Annotated in this window: 17 protein-coding genes; 9 read left to right on the forward strand and 8 right to left on the reverse strand. The window is 71.0% G+C overall.

What is annotated here, in order from left to right:
* Positions 1 to 41 precede the first annotated feature (41 nt).
* From hflK to xth, 5 genes are all read left to right on the forward strand, one after another.
* Complete coding sequence (gene hflK / locus E4F25_RS00340; RefSeq protein ID WP_140908313.1) at positions 42 to 1,154, forward strand: FtsH protease activity modulator HflK; 1,113 nt, start codon at positions 42 to 44, stop codon at positions 1,152 to 1,154.
* Positions 1,151 to 2,014 (forward strand): protease modulator HflC, encoded by an 864-nt coding sequence (hflC, locus tag E4F25_RS00345; RefSeq protein ID WP_140908314.1) that lies wholly within the window; start codon positions 1,151 to 1,153, stop codon positions 2,012 to 2,014. The genes hflK and hflC overlap by 4 nt, the downstream gene beginning before the upstream one ends.
* Positions 2,011 to 2,196, forward strand: coding sequence for a DUF2065 domain-containing protein (locus E4F25_RS00350; RefSeq protein ID WP_140908315.1), 186 nt, complete (start codon positions 2,011 to 2,013; stop codon positions 2,194 to 2,196). The genes hflC and E4F25_RS00350 overlap by 4 nt, the downstream gene beginning before the upstream one ends.
* 103 nt (positions 2,197 to 2,299) lie before the next feature.
* Positions 2,300 to 3,592: an adenylosuccinate synthase gene (locus tag E4F25_RS00355; RefSeq protein WP_140908316.1), complete on the forward strand. Its 1,293-nt coding sequence runs from the start codon at positions 2,300 to 2,302 to the stop codon at positions 3,590 to 3,592.
* Between the two features lie 61 nt (positions 3,593 to 3,653).
* Positions 3,654 to 4,448, forward strand: coding sequence for an exodeoxyribonuclease III (gene xth, locus E4F25_RS00360; protein ID WP_220433159.1), 795 nt, complete (start codon positions 3,654 to 3,656; stop codon positions 4,446 to 4,448).
* On the opposite strand, the gene E4F25_RS00365 is transcribed toward xth, so the two are convergent.
* Positions 4,445 to 5,011 carry a mechanosensitive ion channel family protein gene (locus E4F25_RS00365; protein WP_140908317.1) on the reverse strand — a complete coding sequence of 189 codons (567 nt, stop codon included), beginning with the start codon at positions 5,009 to 5,011 and terminating at the stop codon, positions 4,445 to 4,447. The genes xth and E4F25_RS00365 overlap by 4 nt on opposite strands.
* 129 nt (positions 5,012 to 5,140) lie before the next feature.
* On the opposite strand from E4F25_RS00365, the gene E4F25_RS00370 reads away from it, so the two are divergent.
* On the forward strand, positions 5,141 to 5,716 hold the full coding sequence (locus tag E4F25_RS00370; protein WP_220433160.1) for an HD domain-containing protein: 576 nt from the start codon (positions 5,141 to 5,143) through the stop codon (positions 5,714 to 5,716).
* Positions 5,717 to 5,723: 7 nt separating this feature from the next.
* Here E4F25_RS00370 and E4F25_RS00375 read toward each other — a convergent pair whose 3' ends face one another.
* Positions 5,724 to 6,473, reverse strand: coding sequence for a spermine/spermidine synthase domain-containing protein (locus tag E4F25_RS00375; protein ID WP_246069672.1), 750 nt, complete (start codon positions 6,471 to 6,473; stop codon positions 5,724 to 5,726).
* Between the two features lie 77 nt (positions 6,474 to 6,550).
* On the opposite strand from E4F25_RS00375, the gene gorA reads away from it, so the two are divergent.
* The gene (gene gorA, locus E4F25_RS00380) at positions 6,551 to 7,918 is read left to right on the forward strand and encodes a glutathione-disulfide reductase (RefSeq protein ID WP_140908318.1); all 1,368 of its coding nucleotides are present in this window, start codon (positions 6,551 to 6,553) and stop codon (positions 7,916 to 7,918) included.
* A gap of 3 nt (positions 7,919 to 7,921) precedes the next feature.
* Here gorA and E4F25_RS00385 read toward each other — a convergent pair whose 3' ends face one another.
* The 3 genes from E4F25_RS00385 to E4F25_RS00395 are packed head-to-tail and all read right to left on the reverse strand — an operon-like array spanning position 7,922 to position 10,084.
* Positions 7,922 to 9,184 carry an RNA polymerase sigma factor gene (locus E4F25_RS00385; protein WP_246069674.1) on the reverse strand — a complete coding sequence of 421 codons (1,263 nt, stop codon included), beginning with the start codon at positions 9,182 to 9,184 and terminating at the stop codon, positions 7,922 to 7,924.
* A gap of 17 nt (positions 9,185 to 9,201) precedes the next feature.
* Positions 9,202 to 9,651 carry a VOC family protein gene (locus tag E4F25_RS00390; protein WP_140908319.1) on the reverse strand — a complete coding sequence of 150 codons (450 nt, stop codon included), beginning with the start codon at positions 9,649 to 9,651 and terminating at the stop codon, positions 9,202 to 9,204.
* A gap of 13 nt (positions 9,652 to 9,664) precedes the next feature.
* Positions 9,665 to 10,084 carry a YciI family protein gene (locus tag E4F25_RS00395; RefSeq protein ID WP_140908320.1) on the reverse strand — a complete coding sequence of 140 codons (420 nt, stop codon included), beginning with the start codon at positions 10,082 to 10,084 and terminating at the stop codon, positions 9,665 to 9,667.
* 137 nt (positions 10,085 to 10,221) lie between these two features.
* On the opposite strand from E4F25_RS00395, the gene E4F25_RS00400 reads away from it, so the two are divergent.
* Both E4F25_RS00400 and hutG read left to right on the forward strand, forming a co-directional pair.
* On the forward strand, positions 10,222 to 10,596 hold the full coding sequence (locus E4F25_RS00400; protein ID WP_140908321.1) for a YciI family protein: 375 nt from the start codon (positions 10,222 to 10,224) through the stop codon (positions 10,594 to 10,596).
* A gap of 20 nt (positions 10,597 to 10,616) precedes the next feature.
* A complete protein-coding gene (hutG, locus tag E4F25_RS00405) occupies positions 10,617 to 11,390 on the forward strand; it encodes an N-formylglutamate deformylase (RefSeq protein WP_140908322.1) in 774 nt (257 codons plus the stop codon).
* 33 nt (positions 11,391 to 11,423) lie between these two features.
* Here hutG and E4F25_RS00410 read toward each other — a convergent pair whose 3' ends face one another.
* From E4F25_RS00410 to E4F25_RS00420, 3 genes are read right to left on the reverse strand one after another with little or no spacing between them, the layout of a single operon-like run.
* Positions 11,424 to 13,370 (reverse strand): alpha/beta hydrolase family protein, encoded by a 1,947-nt coding sequence (locus E4F25_RS00410; RefSeq protein WP_140908323.1) that lies wholly within the window; start codon positions 13,368 to 13,370, stop codon positions 11,424 to 11,426.
* A 43-nt stretch (positions 13,371 to 13,413) separates the two neighbouring features.
* Positions 13,414 to 15,315 carry a DNA topoisomerase IV subunit B gene (gene parE / locus E4F25_RS00415; protein ID WP_140908324.1) on the reverse strand — a complete coding sequence of 634 codons (1,902 nt, stop codon included), beginning with the start codon at positions 15,313 to 15,315 and terminating at the stop codon, positions 13,414 to 13,416.
* Positions 15,312 to 16,040, reverse strand: a complete 729-nt coding sequence (locus tag E4F25_RS00420) for a hypothetical protein (RefSeq protein WP_140908325.1) — start codon at positions 16,038 to 16,040, stop codon at positions 15,312 to 15,314. Before E4F25_RS00420 ends, parE begins: the two co-directional genes overlap by 4 nt.
* Between the last annotated feature and the right edge of the window lie 24 nt (positions 16,041 to 16,064).

Raw genomic sequence — 16,064 nt, forward strand, 5'->3', positions numbered from 1 at the left:
GACTCGCGCATGCCCCGGCGGCGTGCCCACTTGGAGATCAGATGGCCTGGAACATCCCCGGCGGGTCCGGCAAGGACGGCCGCAACCCGCGTCGGCGCGGCGGCGGCAGCCCCCTCGACCGGCTCCTCGACCCGCTGCGTGGCGTGTTCGGCGGCGACGGCGATGGCGGCGGTGCCGGCCCGGCGCGCTGGATCGCGATCGCGATCGTGGCCTGGCTGCTGTTCAACAGCTTCACCCTGATCGCCGAGCAGCAGCGCGGCGTGGTGCTGCGCTTCGGCGAGGTCGCGCGCGTGATGCAGCCCGGCCCGCACCTGAAGTGGCCGTGGCCGATCGAGCGCGTGGCCAAGGTGGACGCGACCTCGATCAAGAACTTCAACGACACCGTGCCGGTGCTGACCCGCGACGAGAACATCGTCACCGTCGAGGTCAACGTGCAGTACCGCGTGGACGACCCGATCCTGTACCTGTTCGGCACCCGCAACGCCGACGAGGTGCTGCAGCAGGCGACCCTGAGCGCGGTGCGCGAGCAGGTCGGCCGCTCCGACCTCGACACCGTCCTCAGCGCCCGCAGCGCGCTCTCCGTCTCGGCGCGCGAGCGCCTGCAGGCGGCGCTGGGCGAATACCAGACCGGCCTGATCGTGACCGAGCTCAACCTGCCCAACGCGCGGCCTCCGGAGGAGGTCAAGCCCGCGTTCGACGACGTAAACTCCGCGCAGCAGGACAAGGAGCGGCTGGAGAACGAGGCCGAGGCCTACGCCAGCAAGATCGTGCCCGAGGCGCGCGGCCAGGCCGCGCGCGTGCGCACCGAGGCCGAGGGCTACAAGACCGCCGCCATCGCCGAGGCGACCGGTGACGCGGAGCGCTTCAGCTTGCTGCTGGACGCCTACCGCCAGGCGCCCGAAGTGACGCGCAAGCGGCTGTGGCTGGAGACGGTCGAGAGCGTGCTGGCAGGCAACCGCACCATCGTCGGCGCCGATGGCAACCAGCTGATCTACGTGCCGATGGCGCCGGGCCAGGGGTCCCCGGCCAGCGCCGCGACGCCGCCGCTGCTCACGCCGGAGATGATCTCGCCGACCGTGGACAGCAACCCGCCCACCACCACGCGCCCGGTGCGCGAGCCGCGTCCGTCGGGACGCGGGGAGGCCCGCCCGTGAGACTGAACCTCTGGATCGCCGCCGCGGTGGCCGCCGTGCTGCTGCTGATGAGCTCGACCTACGTCGTGCGCGAAGGCCATGTCGGCATCGTGCTCAACCTGGGCCGCGTGGTCCGCGCCGACGTCGGCCCGGGCCTGCACTTCAAGTGGCCGCTGGTCGAGACCGCGCACGTCTACGACGAACGCCTGCAGGTGCTCGACGCCGAGCCCGAGCGCTACCTGACCAGCGAGAAGAAGGACGTGAGCGTGGACTTCTTCTCGATCGGCAAGATCGAGGACGTGACCACCTTCTACCGCGCCACCGGCGGCGACGAGACCATCGCCGTGGCGCGCCTGGCACCGATCATCAAGGACTCGCTGCGCAACGAGATCAACTCGCGCACGCTGCAGCAGGTGGTGTCTGGCGACCGCAACCAGATGGTCGCGCAGCAGCTCGACGCCATCAATCGCGGCGCCGCCACCCTCGGCATCCGCATCGTGGACATCCGCATCAAGCGCATCGACCTGCCGCCGGGCGGCGAGGTGATCGAGCAGGTGTACCGGCGCATGCGCGCGCAGCGCCACCAGGTCGCCGCGCAGCTGCGCGCCGAGGGCGAGGAGCTGTCGCAGCAGATCCGCTCCGAGGCCGACCGCCAGCGGCGGGTGATCCTGGCCGAGGCGGAACGCGACGCGCAGAAGCTGCGCGGCGAGGGCGACGCCGAGGCCACGCGGATCTACGCCGATGCCTACGGCCGCGACGCCGCCTTCTACGCCTTCCATCGCAGCCTCGAGTCGTACCGCAAGGCTTTCGACGGCGGCAACGCGGCGATCGTGCTGGACGAGGACGATCCCTTCCTCGAGTACCTGCGCGACGACCGATGAGCGACCTGTGGGCGGCCCTGTGCCTGGTCGCGGTGCTGGAGGGGCTGATGCTGTTCGCCATGCCCGACGCCTGGCGCCGGGCCGCGGAGCAGCTCCACGCGCTGCCCAACCGGGCCCTGCGCAGCCTGGGGGCGGTGGTGATGGCCGGCGGCCTGCTGGCCCTGATGCTCGTGCGATCATAGGCACTGTAGGAGCGGCGCTCGCGCCGCGACCTGTGGGAGCGGCCCTTGGCCGCGATCGCGCGCAAGGCGCGCTCCCACACCGGCACCACCAAGGAGCATGTGAATGGGTCAGTCAGTCGTAGTCCTCGGTGCCCAGTGGGGCGATGAAGGCAAGGGCAAGATCGTCGACCTGCTCACGCAGGACATCGGCGCGGTCGTGCGCTTCCAGGGCGGCCACAACGCCGGCCACACGCTGGTCATCAACGGCAAGAAGACCGTCCTGCACCTGATTCCCTCGGGGATGATGCGGCCCGACGCGCTGTGCCTGATCGGCAACGGCGTGGTCCTGCACCCGGGCGCGCTGCGCAAGGAGATCGAGGAGCTGGAGGCGACCGGCGTGGACGTGCGCTCGCGGCTGAAGATCAGCCCGGCGACGCCGATCATCATGCCGTACCACATCGCCCTCGACCAGGCGCGCGAGAAGGCCGCCGGCGGCAAGGCCATCGGCACCACCGGCCGCGGCATCGGCCCGGCCTACGAGGACAAGGTCGCGCGCCGCGGCATCCGCGTCGCCGACCTGCGCTACCCGCACGAGTTGGCCGAGACCCTGCGCGGCACCCTCGACTACCACAACTTCGTGTTGACGAAGTACCTCGGCGTCGAGCCGGTGGACTTCCAGCAGACCCTCGACGAGGCGGTCGCGTTCGGCGAGTACATCGAGCCGATGAAGTCCGACGTCGCCGGCGTCCTGCACGAGCTGCGCAAGCAGGGCAAGCGCGTGCTGTTCGAGGGCGCGCAGGGCTCGCTGCTCGACATCGACCACGGCACCTATCCGTACGTCACCTCGTCCAACACCACCATCGGCGGCGCGCTCGCCGGCACCGGCGTCGGCGCCGACGCGATCGACTACGTGCTCGGCATCGCCAAGGCCTACGCCACCCGCGTCGGCGGCGGGCCGTTCCCGACCGAGCTGTTCGACGACGACGGCCAGCGCCTGCGCGACCGCGGCCAGGAATACGGCGCCACCACCGGCCGCCCGCGGCGCTGCGGCTGGATGGACATCGTCGCGCTCAAGCGCGCGGTCGCGATCAACGGCATCAACGGGCTGTGCATCACCAAGCTCGACGTGCTCGACGGCTTCGAGACGCTGAAGATCTGCATCGCCTACGAGTACCACGGCAAGCGCACCGAGTACGCCCCGCTCGACGCCGAAGGCTGGGAGGAGTGCAAGCCGGTGTACCTGGAGTTCCCGGGCTGGGAGGAGTCCACCCACGGCATCACCGAGTGGGACCGGCTGCCGCCCGCCGCGCGCGCCTACCTGCGCGCGCTGGAGGAACTGGCCGGCAGCCCGCTGGCGATCGTCAGCACCGGGCCGGACCGCGACGCGAACATCGTCCTGCGCGATCCCTGGGCCTGACGCGCGCCCGGACGCGGCGGCCGTCAAGGCGCCGTCACGCCGGCGGTGACAGGCTGCGCGGGTGCCCCGCAAGAAGCAGCCGCTGCGCCTGGCGACGTTCAACATCAACGGCATCCGCTCGCGGTTGCCGCACCTGTTGCAGTGGCTCGAGCGGGAACGCCCCGACATCGCCTGCCTGCAGGAACTGAAGGCACGCCACGAGGCGTTCCCGCGCGCCGAGATCGAAGCCGCCGGCTACGGCGCGCTGTGGCAGGGGCAGGTGTCCTGGAACGGCGTGGCGATCCTCGCGCGCGACTCCGAGCCGGTCGAAAGCCGCCGCCGGCTGCCCGGCGAGCGCGAGGACGAACAAGCCCGCTACCTCGAGGCCGCCGTGCACGGGATCATGGTCGCCTGCCTCTACCTGCCCAACGGCAATCCGCAGCCGGGTCCGAAGTTCGACTACAAGCTGCGCTGGATGGACCGGCTGCTGCGCCATGCCAGGTCGCTGGTGGCCAGTGAGCACCCGGTGGCGATGGTCGGCGACTACAACGTCGTGCCCACGGACTTCGACATCTACAACCCGCGCTCCTGGCGCAAGGACGCGCTGTTGCAGCCGGAATCGCGCGAACGCTACGCGGCATTGCTGGCGCAGGGCTGGACCGACTCCCTGCGCACGCTGTTCCCCGACGAGCAGGTGTTCACCTTCTGGGACTACTTCCGCGACCACTGGCCCAGGAACGCCGGGCTGCGTATCGACCACCTGCTGCTGAACCCGGTGCTCGCGAAGCGGCTGAAGGCCGCCGGCGTCGACCGCTGGGTGCGCGGCCTGCCCAAGGCCAGCGACCACGCCCCCACCTGGGTCGAGCTGGCGCGCTAGTCGGATCCGCCGCGCCAGCGCCGGGTGATCTTCTGGAAGAACTGCGAATTCGGGATCTGCAGCACCGTGTCGCTGCCGTCCTCCGCGGTCTCGTGCAGCGTGGTGTAGACGAAGTTGATGTCGATCACCCGGCCCTTGAGCCCGGGCTTCTCGCCGTTCTCGAGCAGTTCGATGCGATCGTTGAGGCGGAACGGGCGCGTGGTCAGGATCAGCAGCGTGCAGAAGATGTTCGAGAGCACGCTCCAGGCCGCGAAGAAGGCCACCGCGCCGACCGCCACGAAGCCGGTGAGCGTGCCCCACAGAGCCGAGCCCGAGACGCCCAGCCGCTGCAGGATCGCCACGAAGGCGATCGTGTAGACCAGGAAGCCGATCGCCCGCCGCGTGCCGATCGCGAACGCCGGCGCGAAGTCGTAGCGCTTGCACAGCCGGTCGAGCGCGCGCCGCACCAGCCAGTTGAACAGCCAGGCGGCCACGAAGATCGCCAGTGCCGCGACCAGCGAGGACACGGCGATGCGGAGCTCCGGGGCGGCGGCGGAAGGCGCGAGCCAGGGCAGGGAGGACATGCCGGGATGTTAACGCCTCCGTCGCCGTTCGCAGGGCATCTGCGACGGCCATCACAGTTCGCGGACAAGGCCTGACCGGCTTGCCGGCGGTCCGCCGTCTTTCGATGATGGGGAACAGGGGAAAACACGATGGACAGCGACAGGGCCATGCTGCTTGCCCGGGTCGTCGACGCCTTGCAGTTCGCTGCCGACGCGCACCGCGAGCAGCGGCGCAAGGACCGCGTCACGCCCTACATCAACCATCCGATCGAACTGGTCTGGCTGCTCGCGGTGGAGGGCGGCGTCGGCGACCCCGACGTGCTGGTCGCGGCGGTCCTGCACGACTACCTGGAGGATTGCTGCGGCCGCTCGGGCCAACCCTCCGTGGCGGAGGGGTCGGACATCCTGCGCCAGCGCTTCGGCGAGCGGGTGCTCGCCTGCGTCCAGGCCTGCAGCGACGACAAGACGCTGCCGAAGGAGGAGCGCAAGCGCACGCAGGTGGAGCGCGCCGCCGTACTGCCGGAGGATGCGCGGCTGGTGGAGCTCGCGGACAAGATCGCCAACCTGCGCGACCTGGTCGCGGCCCCGCCGCAGGGCTGGTCGCTCGAGCGACGCTGCGAATACTTCGACTGGGCCCGGGCCGTGGTCGACCGCCTCCGCGGCACCCATGCCGGGCTCGAGGCGTTGTTCGACGAGGCCTACGCGTTGCGCCCGGGCTGGCGCTGAAGGTGCGTCAGGCGGGCTTGCGCGCGCTCAGGAACGTCCACAGGTCGCGGTACGAGGGCACCAGCACGTCCTGCTCGCAGCGGCCTTCGAAATGCGCGTCCACCGCCGCGCGGATCTGCGGCAGCAGCTCGCGGCGCGTGGCGCGGTCGCCGGCGTCGTGCAGGCCGTGGCCGCAGCACTGCATGCTCAGCACGCCGCCGGGACGCAGCGCGCGGGCGATGTTGGCGATGATGCGCTCGATGAACTCGGCGCGGCCCTGGCCTTCGCGCACCGGGTCCATGGTCAGGTCATAGACCACCGCGTCGAGGTCGCGGGCGCGCTCGATCCAGCCGAAGGCGTCGCCGACGACGACCTTGGCGTGCCGGCTGTCGAAGGCGTCGCCGCAGGTCCCGGGCAGGTGCTCGCGCGACAGCTCCATCACGCGTGCGTCGATCTCGATCATGCTGATCTCCGCGGGCATCGGGCCCAGCGGTTCCAGGGTCCGCAGCAATTCGCACAGCACGCCACCGTCGCCACCCCCCAGGATCGCCACCCGCTCGAGCCGCCGCAGCTGCAGCAGCGGGCTGGTCATCGCCACCCCGTAGGCGCTGTCGGATTCGGAGACCTGCAGGTCCCCGTCCAGGTACAGCTGGCCGCCGTATTGCGGGTGCCGGATGACGCGGATGTGCTGGAACCGGGAATGCTCGTCCGCCAGGACGATTTCGCGGTGCAGCGCGGGTGACGGGTGTCCGGCGACCTGGCCGGTGCGTGCGTGCATCGTGCTTCCTTCCATTGCGTGAAGGACCATGGTCTTGGAGATGGCGCCGGGGTTCAAGTTGGCGGTAGGGTGGGCGCATGGGCACGGATTTCGACGGCACTGACTTCGACCTCGTGGTCGTCGGCGGCGGTTCCGGTGGGCTCGCCGGTGCCTTCCGCGCGGCGCGCCACGGGGCGCGGGTGGCGCTGCTCGAACCGGGCGACCTCGGCGGCACCTGCGTCAACGTCGGCTGCGTGCCGAAGAAGGCGATGTGGCTGGCGGCGGACCTCGCGCACAGGCTGGCGATCGCGAAGCAACTCGGCTTCGACCTGCCGGACGGCCCGCCGGCGCTGGACTGGCCGGCGTTCATCGCCTTCCGCCAGCGCTACATCGGCAACATCCACCAGAGCTACCTGCGGCGCCTGGACGAGGCCGGGATCGCGCTGATGCCTGTGCGCGGGCGGCTGGCCGGGCCGGGGACTGTGGCCTGCGACAACGGCGTCAGCCTGCGCGCCGGCCAGGTGCTGCTGGCGACCGGCGGACACGCCTGGCGGCCGGACATCCCCGGGGCCGGGCTCGGGATCGACTCCAACGGCTTTTTCGGCCTCACCGCGGCGCCGGCGCGGGTCGCGGTGGTCGGCGGCGGCTACATCGCGGTCGAGCTGGGCGCGGTGCTGCAGGCGCTCGGCAGCCGGGTCGAACTGTTCGTGCGCGGCGAGCGCCTGCTCAACGGCTTCGACGGCGAGATCGCCGCGCAGCTCGGCGAGGACCTGCGCCAGCAGGGCCTGCGCCTGAACTTCGGGCACGCGGTGCTGGGTCTGGGCGGCAGCCCGGGCGCGGTCACCGTGCGCGGCGGCGACGGCCGCGAGAGCGACGCGTTCGACTGCGTCGTCTTCGCCACCGGGCGCCGCCCCAACACCGCCGGCATCGGCCTCGAGGAGGCCGGGGTGGCGCTGGACGCGCGCGGCCACGTCGTGGTGGACGCCTTCCAGCGCACCAGCGTGGACGGCATCCACGCCGTCGGCGACGTCACCGGCCGCATCGAGCTGACCCCGGTCGCGATCGCCGCCGCGCGCCGGTTGATGGACCGCCTGTTCGGCGGCCAGGCGGAGGCCAGGCTGGATTACGACGACGTGCCCACCGTGGTGTTCTCGCATCCCCCGGTCGGCGTGGTCGGGCTGACCGAAGAGCAGGCGCGCGAGCGCCACGGCGACACCGTCACGGTGCACCGCAGCGGTTTCCGGCCGATGCTCAACGCGCTGGCCGATGTGCCCCAGCGCAGCCTGTTCAAGCTGGTCTGCGTCGGCGAGGAGCAGCGCGTGGTCGGGATCCACCTGCTCGGCGACGCCGCCGACGAGATGCTGCAGGGATTCGCGGTGGCGCTGAAGCGCGGCATCACCCTCGCCGACCTGCACGCGACGGTGGCGATCCACCCGACCTCGGCCGAGGAAGTGGTGCTGATGTAGCGGTCAGCGCAGCGCGGCTTCCGCGCGCGCCGACAACACCGCCTTCTCGCCCGCGTTCGCGGTCAGCTCCGCGGCACGGGAGAAGGCCTCGCCGGCTTCGCGCGCGCGCCCCAGCCGCTGCAGCAGGTCCCCGTGTACCGCGTGCAGCGGCGCGTACTGCTGCAGCTTCGGTTCCCCGAGCAGCGGCTGCAGCAGGACCCAGGCCGCGTCGGCGTCCTGCGAGCGCGACACCGCGACCACCCGGTTGAGTTCCACTACCGGCGAAGGGTGGGCCCGGGCCAGCGCGGTGTACAGCGCCGCGATCCTCGGCCAGTCGGTGTCCTCCGCGCGTCGCGCGCGGGCATGGCATTCGGCGATCGCCGCCTGCAGCACGTAGCTGTCGCGCGCGCCGCCGAGTGCGAGCGCGCGCTGCAGCGCGGCCTGGCCGCGCGCGATCTGGCCGTGGTCCCAGCGCCGCCGGTCCTGCGCGTCCAGCAGGACCGGGTTGCCGTCAGCGCCGACCCGCGCGGCGCTGCGCGAGGCCTGCAGTTCCATCAGCGCCAGCAGTCCGTGCACCGCGGCCTCGTCCGCCATGCGATGGGCCAGGATGCGGCCCAGGCGCAGCGCCTCCTCGCACAGGCCCGTGCGCATCCAGGCGTCACCGGCACTGGCCGCGTAGCCTTCGTTGAACACCAGGTAGACCACCTCCAGCACCGACTCCAGGCGCTCGGGGAGCGCGTCGCGGCGCGGCACCTCGAACGGCACCTGCTCGCGCGCGAGCGTGCGCTTGGCGCGCACGATGCGTTGCGCGATGGTCGCCTCCGGAACCAGGAACGCGCGCGCGATCTCGGGGGTCGACAGGCCGCACAGCAGCTTCAGCGTGAGCGCGACCCGCGCGTCCGCGGACAAGGCCGGGTGGCAGGCGACGAACACCAGCCGCAACAGGTCGTCGCCGATATCGTCCTCGAGTGCCTGGTTGTCGTCGGGTGCGGTCATGGCTTGCGGCGCGGTTTCCTCCGGGCCCCAGTGCTCGTGCTTCTCGCGGATGCGCCGTTGCTGGCGGATCGCGTCGATCGCGCGGTTGCGCGCGGTGGTGGTGAGCCACGCGGCGGGGTTGTCCGGCACGCCGTGGGCCGACCAGTGCTCGAGCGCCGCGATCCAGGCGTCCTGGACCAGGTCCTCGGCCTGGTCCAGGTCGCGGAGCTGGCGCGCCAGCCGCGCGATCAGCCCCGGCGACTCCATGCGCCAGAGCGTGCCCAGGATGTCGTGCAGCGCGGCCGCGTCCATGCGCCGATCAAAGCACCTCACCCCTGTTTCATGCAATTGACCATCCACGGCTTGCCGTAGCGGTCCAGCAACAGTCCCCAGCGGTGCGCCCACGGCGTTTCGCCCAGCGGCATCAGCACCTTGCCGCCGTCCGCCAGCGCCGCGAACACCCGCTCCGCCTCGCCGACGTCGCCGACATCCACGTTGATGGTGGTGGCGGCCGCGGGGTCGGCACCGTCGCCGAGCGGCGGGCCGTCGGCTGCCATCAGCACGGCGCCGCCGGCATCCACCTGGCAATGCGCCACCTGGTCGAGGGACTCGGGCGACATCCCGCCGCATCCTTCGTCGCCCCCGTCGTCGCCTCCGTCCATTGGCGGCAAGTCGCGGTACCTGGTCTCGGACACCACTTGGCCGCCCAGGGCATGTGCGTAGAACGCCATCGCATCGTGTGCCTGGCCTTGGAAATTCAGGAAGGGAATCAGTTTCATGCCACGTCCTCGTTCAATGGTTGCCGGTGAGTTGCCGCTGGCGCTGTTCCCCGGCGCGCAGTTCGGGGGTGAGGGCCTCGCCGAAGTCCTCCATCTCGAACACCGGTCGCAGCTCCAGTTCGGCACCGGCCTGGAAGGGGGCGCGCTTGATCCACTCGGTGGCCTCGTCGAGCGAGCGCACCTGCCACAGCCAGTAGCCGGCGAGCAGTTCGCGGGTCTCGGCGAAGGGGCCGTCGGTGACGCGATGGCGGCCGCCGTCGTCGAAGCGCACCCGGCGCGCCCTTGACGTCGGATGCAGCCCTTCGCCGGCGAGCATGATCCCCGCCGCGATCAGTTCGTCGTTGAACTCGCCCATCGCCCGCAGTTCCTCGGTCGAGGGCATCTGCCCGGCTTCGGTTTCCGGGGTCGCCTTCACCAGCACCATCACCTTCATGTCGGTTTCCTCTTCTTCGGGCCGGGGAATCCGCGCCCTTCACTCCGTACGACGCGCGGGCGGCCACGAAATCGACATCCCGCGCGGGCGGGACCGGGCTGGGGCATCATGGGGCCCCGCCCGAGCTTCCCGTTGCCATGCAATTCCTGATCCTGGTCAACATCGACGAGGCGCTGATCGAGGCGCTCCCCGACGACGAATACGACGCGCTGATGCGCGGCTGCCTGCGCCACGCGGACGAGCTCAAGGCGCAAGGGACGCTGGTCATGGCCCAGCAGCTCGAGGCGCCGTCCACCGCCCGCACCCTGCGCCAGCGCGGCGGCGAGGAGCGGGTCACCGACGGCCCGTTCGCCGAGACCCGCGAGCTGCTGGCGGGCTTCAACCTCATCAATGCCCGCGACGAGGAGGAGGCGATGCGCATCGCGCGAGGTTTCCCGTGGGCGCGCTACGGCAGCCTGGAAGTCCGCCCGGTCGCCGACATGGAGGCGGAGCGCCGCCGGGTCGGGGCCTGAAATACCGTAAAATCAGGCGCATGGACGTGTTCACGCTCCACCGCGGCAGCGTCCCGCTGCTGCTCAGCCTGCCCCACGACGGCAGCGAGATCCCGCCCAGCCTGGCCGCGCGCATGACCGACGCGGCGCGCCAGGCGCCGGACACCGACTGGCACGTCTCGCGCCTGTACGACTTCGCGCGCGAGCTCGGCGCCTCGGTGCTGGTGCCGCGCTTCTCGCGCTACGTGGTGGACCTCAACCGGCCCCCGGACGACACCTCGCTGTACCCGGGCCAGAACACCACCGGCCTGTGCCCGGCGGTCCGCTTCAGCGGCGAACCGGTCTATCGCGCCGGCGCGGAGCCGGACGCCGCCGAGGTGCAGGCGCGGGTCGAGACCTACTGGCGGCCCTACCACCAGGCCCTGCGCAGCGAACTGGCGCGGATCCGCGCCGAGCATGGCCGCGCGGTGCTGTGGGAAGGGCATTCGATCCGCGGCGAGGTGCCGTTCCTGTTCGAGGGCCGGCTGCCGGACCTCAACCTCGGTACCGCCGGGGGCACGAGCTGCACCCCGGAACTCCAGGCCCGCCTGGAAGCCGTGCTCGGGGCCCAGGCGGACTACGACTGGGTGGCCAACGGCCGCTTCAAGGGTGGCTACATCACCCGCCACTACGGCAATCCTGCCGAAGGCGTGCAGGCGGTGCAGATGGAAACCAGCCAGCGCACCTACATGGACGAGGACAGCCGGGCCTACGAGCCGGACAGGGCGGCGCGGCTGCAACCCCTGTTGCGCCGCCTGCTCGAAGCCACGCTGTAGCGGCGGCGGCCGGGGCAGCCGCCGCAGGCGTGCTCAGTCGCCGATGTACTTGTCCAGGAACGCTTCCATGCGCCGGTAGAGCTCGGCGCGGTTCTCCGGCTTGTAGAAGCCGTGGCCCTCGCCACGGGCAACCAGCGTCTCGACCGGGACCCCGCGCGCCTCGAACGCCTTGCGCAGCGCGTCGAACTGTTCCATCGGCACGCGCTTGTCGATGTTGCCCTGGACCAGCAGCACGGGGATGGTGATGCTGTCGACGTTCTGCGCCGGCGACCATGCCTTCAGCCGCGCGGTGTCGGTGCCGAGCACGCGGTCGAGGTAGCGGCGGCCGGAGGCGCGGTCGGTGATGTCGCCCTCCTGCTTCATGACCTCGAGGTCGTACACGCCGACGTAGCCGATCGCGCACTTGTACAGCTCCGGGTAGCGGATCGGCTGCATCATCGCGGCGTAGCCGCCGTAGCTCGCGCCGTAGGTGCAGATGCGGTCGGCGTCGACGAGGCCCTCGTCGATGGCCCAGCGCACGCCGTCGGCGATGTCGTCCTGCATCTTTCCGCCCCACTCCCCGTAGCCGCGCTCCATGAACGCACGGCCGCGGCCGCCGGAGCCGCGGTAGTTCACCTGCAGCACCGCGTAGCCGCGGCTGGCCAGGAACTGGACGTCGCTGTCGTAGCCCCAGGTGTCGTACGGGCCGTGCGGACCGCCGTGCGGCAACACCACCAGCGGCTTGGGGCCGTCGCCGGCGGGCGCGGTGTACACGCCGTGCAGCGTGAGCCCGTCGCGCGACTGGAAGCTGACCGGCCGGCTGGGCGACAGCGTGGCGGCATCCATCCACGGCCGCAGCGCGTTGACCAGCTTCACCCGGTTGGTGTCGCGGTCGAAGATGTAGTAGCTGCCAGGATTGCGGTCGCTCCATGCGAAGAAAAGCAGCTTGCGGTCGTCCCGGGTCCACTCGAGGATGGACACCATCTGCCCGGGAAAGGCCTTGAGCAGCCCGGCGTGCAGCCCCGCCCACTCGGAAGCGGTGTCGAGGTACTGCACCATCGGCTTGTCCTCGCGGTACACCACCGCGAAGGGCGGGCCGTCGTGGCCGGCGTACATGAGCGAGGCGATCTCCACGTCGGGGCGCCCGGCGAGGCGCTCGCGCGTGCCCTTCGCGAGGTCGACGCGGTACAGCTGCGCCGGCTCGTCCCGGTCCACGATCATGGCCCAGGCGGTGTTGTCGTCGGGCGCCACGTAGCGCAGCGACATCGCGTAGCCGGCCAGCGACCCGGGCACCGGCTGCCAGTCGCTCCCAGGCGTCGGCCGGTAGGCGAGCACCGGGTCGTCGTTGTCGTCGGTGGTGATCCTGAGGCGCGGGCGGCCGGAATGGTCGAACTGGAAGGTCGCGGTTTCCCGCGTCTGCTCGAGCATCTCGCGACGACCGGTGCGGGTGTCGACCTTGTAGATGGAGGTGGTGCGGTCCTCGTCGCGGCGGGAGTCCGCCCAGGCGGTGAAATCCACCAGCACCATGCCGGGCTCCTGCTCGAGCACCTTCACCACCGAGGCGAAGCCCTCGTCCTTGCGGCGGCCGCGGCGCGTACCGGAGTCGGGCACGTACGCGAACAGCGTCTCCTGGTTCCGGCCCTTGACGTCGGTGCTCATCAGTTCGCCGTAGCTGTACGGGCGCGCCTTGAGCGGCTCCATCTTCGCGCGCGCCACGACGATCTGCTCGTCGTCGCTCCACACCAGGTCGGTGACGTGCTGGCCGCGCGCGAAGCGCAGCACCTGGGTGTCGCCGTTGTCCAGCCTGACCACGTGCAGGCGCGTCTCCATCCCGTCCTCGGTAGGCACGGCCAGCGCCACGTACTCGCCGGTCGGCGACAGGCTGGCGGACGAGATTTCCTCGTGCCGCGCGAAGTCCTCGACCGGTACCTGCGCGGCCGCGGTCGCGCTGGCCGTGCACAGCAGGAAGCCGCCGATCCAGGCAGCGATGCGTTGTTCCATTGTGTCCCCTTGTCTGCAGGCCCTCCCCGGGCCTGCCGGAAGGTTACACCTCCAGCGTGGCGAGGTCGCCCTTGTCCTCGAGCCAGCTCTTGCGGTCGCCCGCCCGCTTCTTGCCCAGCAGCATGTCCATCAGCGCGGTCGTCTCCACGGCGTCGTCCACGGTGAGCTGCACCAGCCGGCGGGTGTCCGGGTGGATGGTGGATTCGCGCAGCTGCGAGGGGTTCATCTCGCCCAGGCCCTTGAAGCGGGTGACGTGCACCGCGCCCTTGATGTTCTCGCGTTCCACCCGCTCGAGCAGCAGCCGCTTCTCCTCCTCGTCGAGCGCGTAGAACACCTGCTTGCCCACGTCCACGCGGAACAGCGGGGGCATCGCGACGAACACGTGCCCGGCCTCCACCAGCGCCGGGAAATGCCGCAGGAACAGCGCCGAGAGCAGGGTGGCGATGTGCAGGCCGTCGGAGTCGGCGTCGGCGAGGATGATGATCTTGCCGTAGCGCAGGCCGGAGATGTCCGGCTTGCCCGGATCGCAACCGATCGCCACCGCGAGGTCGTGCACCTCGCTGGAGGCGAGCACGCTGCCCGAGGCCACTTCCCAGGTGTTGAGGATCTTGCCGCGCAGCGGCAGGATCGCCTGGAAGTCCTTGTCGCGGGCCTGGCGCGCGCTGCCGCCGGCCGAGTCGCCCTCGACCAGGAACAGCTCGGTGCGCGACAGGTCCTGGCTGATGCAGTCGGCGAGCTTGCCGGGCAGGGCGGGGCCCTGGGTGACCTTCTTGCGGGTCACCTGCTTCTCGGTCTTGAGGCGCGCGCTGGCGCGCTCGATCGCCAGCTGCGCGATCTTCTCGCCGAGTTCCACGTGCGCGTTGAGCCACAGCGAGAACGCGTCGTGCGCGGCGCCCTCGACGAAGCCGGCGGCCTGGCGCGAGGACAGGCGCTCCTTGGTCTGGCCGCTGAACTGCGGCTCGGTCATCTTCAGCGAGAGCACGAACGCGACCCGGTCCCAGACGTCCTCGGGCGCCAGCTTCACCCCGCGCGGCAGCAGGTTGCGGAAGTCGCAGAATTCCCGCAGCGCGTCGGTGCAGCCGGTGCGCAGGCCGTTGACGTGGGTGCCGTGCTGCGCGGTCGGGATCAGGTTGACGTAGCTCTCCTGCACCAGGTCGCCGTCGGCCACCCAGGCGATCGCCCAGTCGACGATCTCGGTCTCCTTCTGGAGCGAGCCGGTGAACAGGTCGGGCGGCAGCAGCTCGGTCTTCGCGAGCCCGCCCTTCTGCAGTTCGCTCGACAGGTAGGCGCGCAGGCCCTCGTCGTAGCGCCACTCGTCGCGCTCGCCGCTGGGCTCGTCGTGCAGGCGCACGGTCAACCCGGGGCACAGCACCGCCTTCGCGCGCAGCAGGTGGCGCAGCGCGCGCAGGTTGAACTTCGGGCTGTCGAAATACTTCGGGTCGGGCCAGAAGCGCAGCCGGGTGCCGGTATTGCGCTTGCCCACGCTGCCCACGATGTCCAGCGCGCTGGCGCGCTCGCCATCGGCGAAGGCCATGTGGAACTCGCTGCCCTCGCGCTTGATCCACACCTCCAGCCGCTTCGAAAGCGCGTTGACCACGCTGACGCCGACGCCGTGCAGGCCGCCGGAGAAGGTGTAGTTGCGGTTGTTGAACTTGCCGCCGGCGTGCAGGCGGCTGAGGATCAGCTCGACGCCGGGCACGCCTTCCTCAGGGTGCACGTCCACCGGCATGCCGCGGCCGTCGTCGGAGACCTCGCAGGAGCCGTCGGCGTGCAGCACCACCTCGATCTCGCGGGCGTGGCCGGCCAGGGCCTCGTCCACCGCGTTGTCCACCACCTCCTGGGCAAGGTGGTTGGGGCGCGAGGTGTCGGTGTACATCCCCGGCCTGCGCCGGACCGGATCGAGCCCGGAAAGGACCTCGATGTCTGCTGCGTCGTAACGGCTCATTCGTTTCCTGGTCGGTTGGCCTGCGCCGCCTGCAGCGGTGCGCCGGTGAAGGGGTTGAAGCGGTAGTTGCCCGGGAATTCCTCGCCGGTCGCGGGATCCCGGGCCGGGGCCAACAGGCTGGCCAGCGGCAGCCGGAATGGATACTCGGTCTCGGCGATGCGCACCGTCATGGTGCCGTCGCTGAGTGGGTCGACCAGCAGCGTGCCGTCCGCGGCACGGCCGGGGAAGGCATAGAAGTTCAGGTTGCTGCCGACGGGGCCGAGGGTGCTGGCGAACATGGGTTTGAGCGCGCCGACCAGCACCGCCATCCGCGGATCCACGTCCTCCGGAGGCAGCGGCCTGTGGGTGCTTCCGTCCGGCGCCACCAGCACCAGCTTGTCGCGCAGTTCCGCCTCGCCCATGTACGACGCGGCCCCCAGGTTGCCCATGGAGCCGCTGACCGCGGCGAGCACCACGTACTGCGAGAACAGCGCGTTGATCTCCGCCCGCATGTCGTCGGGGATCCCGCCCTGCTGGGCTAGCGACACGTCCCAGAAGGCCGGGGGCATCCACCACACCAGGTCCAGCGTGCTGGTCGAGCCGCTGGTGACCTGGATCTCCGAGAGCAGGTCGTTGACCTGCACCTGTTCGGGCGGGCGCGCCTGCGGGCGCTGCTGGGCCTGCGCGGCGCCCGCGGCGGTGGCGAGCAGCAGCGCGGCGCTGCACGACAGGAACATGAGGCGCATCGGATTCCCCCGTGGAAAAGGAGC

Origin of the sequence: Cognatiluteimonas lumbrici, from assembly GCF_006476065.1 — a bacterium.
Lineage (GTDB): Bacteria > Pseudomonadota > Gammaproteobacteria > Xanthomonadales > Xanthomonadaceae > Cognatiluteimonas > Cognatiluteimonas lumbrici.

What these genes read in the sequence shown, in the direction of transcription:
- hflK (WP_140908313.1), top strand. Translation starts at nt 42, where the DNA reads ATGGCCTGGAACATCCCCGGCGGGTCCGGCAAGGACGGCCGCAACCCG.
- E4F25_RS00350 (WP_140908315.1), top strand. Translation starts at nt 2,011, where the DNA reads ATGAGCGACCTGTGGGCGGCCCTGTGCCTGGTCGCGGTGCTGGAGGGG.
- E4F25_RS00355 (WP_140908316.1), top strand. Translation starts at nt 2,300, where the DNA reads ATGGGTCAGTCAGTCGTAGTCCTCGGTGCCCAGTGGGGCGATGAAGGC.
- E4F25_RS00365 (WP_140908317.1), bottom strand. Translation starts at nt 5,011, where the DNA reads ATGTCCTCCCTGCCCTGGCTCGCGCCTTCCGCCGCCGCCCCGGAGCTC.
- E4F25_RS00370 (WP_220433160.1), top strand. Translation starts at nt 5,141, where the DNA reads ATGGACAGCGACAGGGCCATGCTGCTTGCCCGGGTCGTCGACGCCTTG.
- E4F25_RS00375 (WP_246069672.1), bottom strand. Translation starts at nt 6,473, where the DNA reads ATGCACGCACGCACCGGCCAGGTCGCCGGACACCCGTCACCCGCGCTG.
- gorA (WP_140908318.1), top strand. Translation starts at nt 6,551, where the DNA reads ATGGGCACGGATTTCGACGGCACTGACTTCGACCTCGTGGTCGTCGGC.
- E4F25_RS00385 (WP_246069674.1), bottom strand. Translation starts at nt 9,184, where the DNA reads ATGGACGCGGCCGCGCTGCACGACATCCTGGGCACGCTCTGGCGCATG.
- E4F25_RS00390 (WP_140908319.1), bottom strand. Translation starts at nt 9,651, where the DNA reads ATGAAACTGATTCCCTTCCTGAATTTCCAAGGCCAGGCACACGATGCG.
- E4F25_RS00395 (WP_140908320.1), bottom strand. Translation starts at nt 10,084, where the DNA reads ATGAAGGTGATGGTGCTGGTGAAGGCGACCCCGGAAACCGAAGCCGGG.
- E4F25_RS00400 (WP_140908321.1), top strand. Translation starts at nt 10,222, where the DNA reads ATGCAATTCCTGATCCTGGTCAACATCGACGAGGCGCTGATCGAGGCG.
- hutG (WP_140908322.1), top strand. Translation starts at nt 10,617, where the DNA reads ATGGACGTGTTCACGCTCCACCGCGGCAGCGTCCCGCTGCTGCTCAGC.
- E4F25_RS00410 (WP_140908323.1), bottom strand. Translation starts at nt 13,370, where the DNA reads ATGGAACAACGCATCGCTGCCTGGATCGGCGGCTTCCTGCTGTGCACG.
- parE (WP_140908324.1), bottom strand. Translation starts at nt 15,315, where the DNA reads ATGAGCCGTTACGACGCAGCAGACATCGAGGTCCTTTCCGGGCTCGAT.
- E4F25_RS00420 (WP_140908325.1), bottom strand. Translation starts at nt 16,040, where the DNA reads ATGCGCCTCATGTTCCTGTCGTGCAGCGCCGCGCTGCTGCTCGCCACC.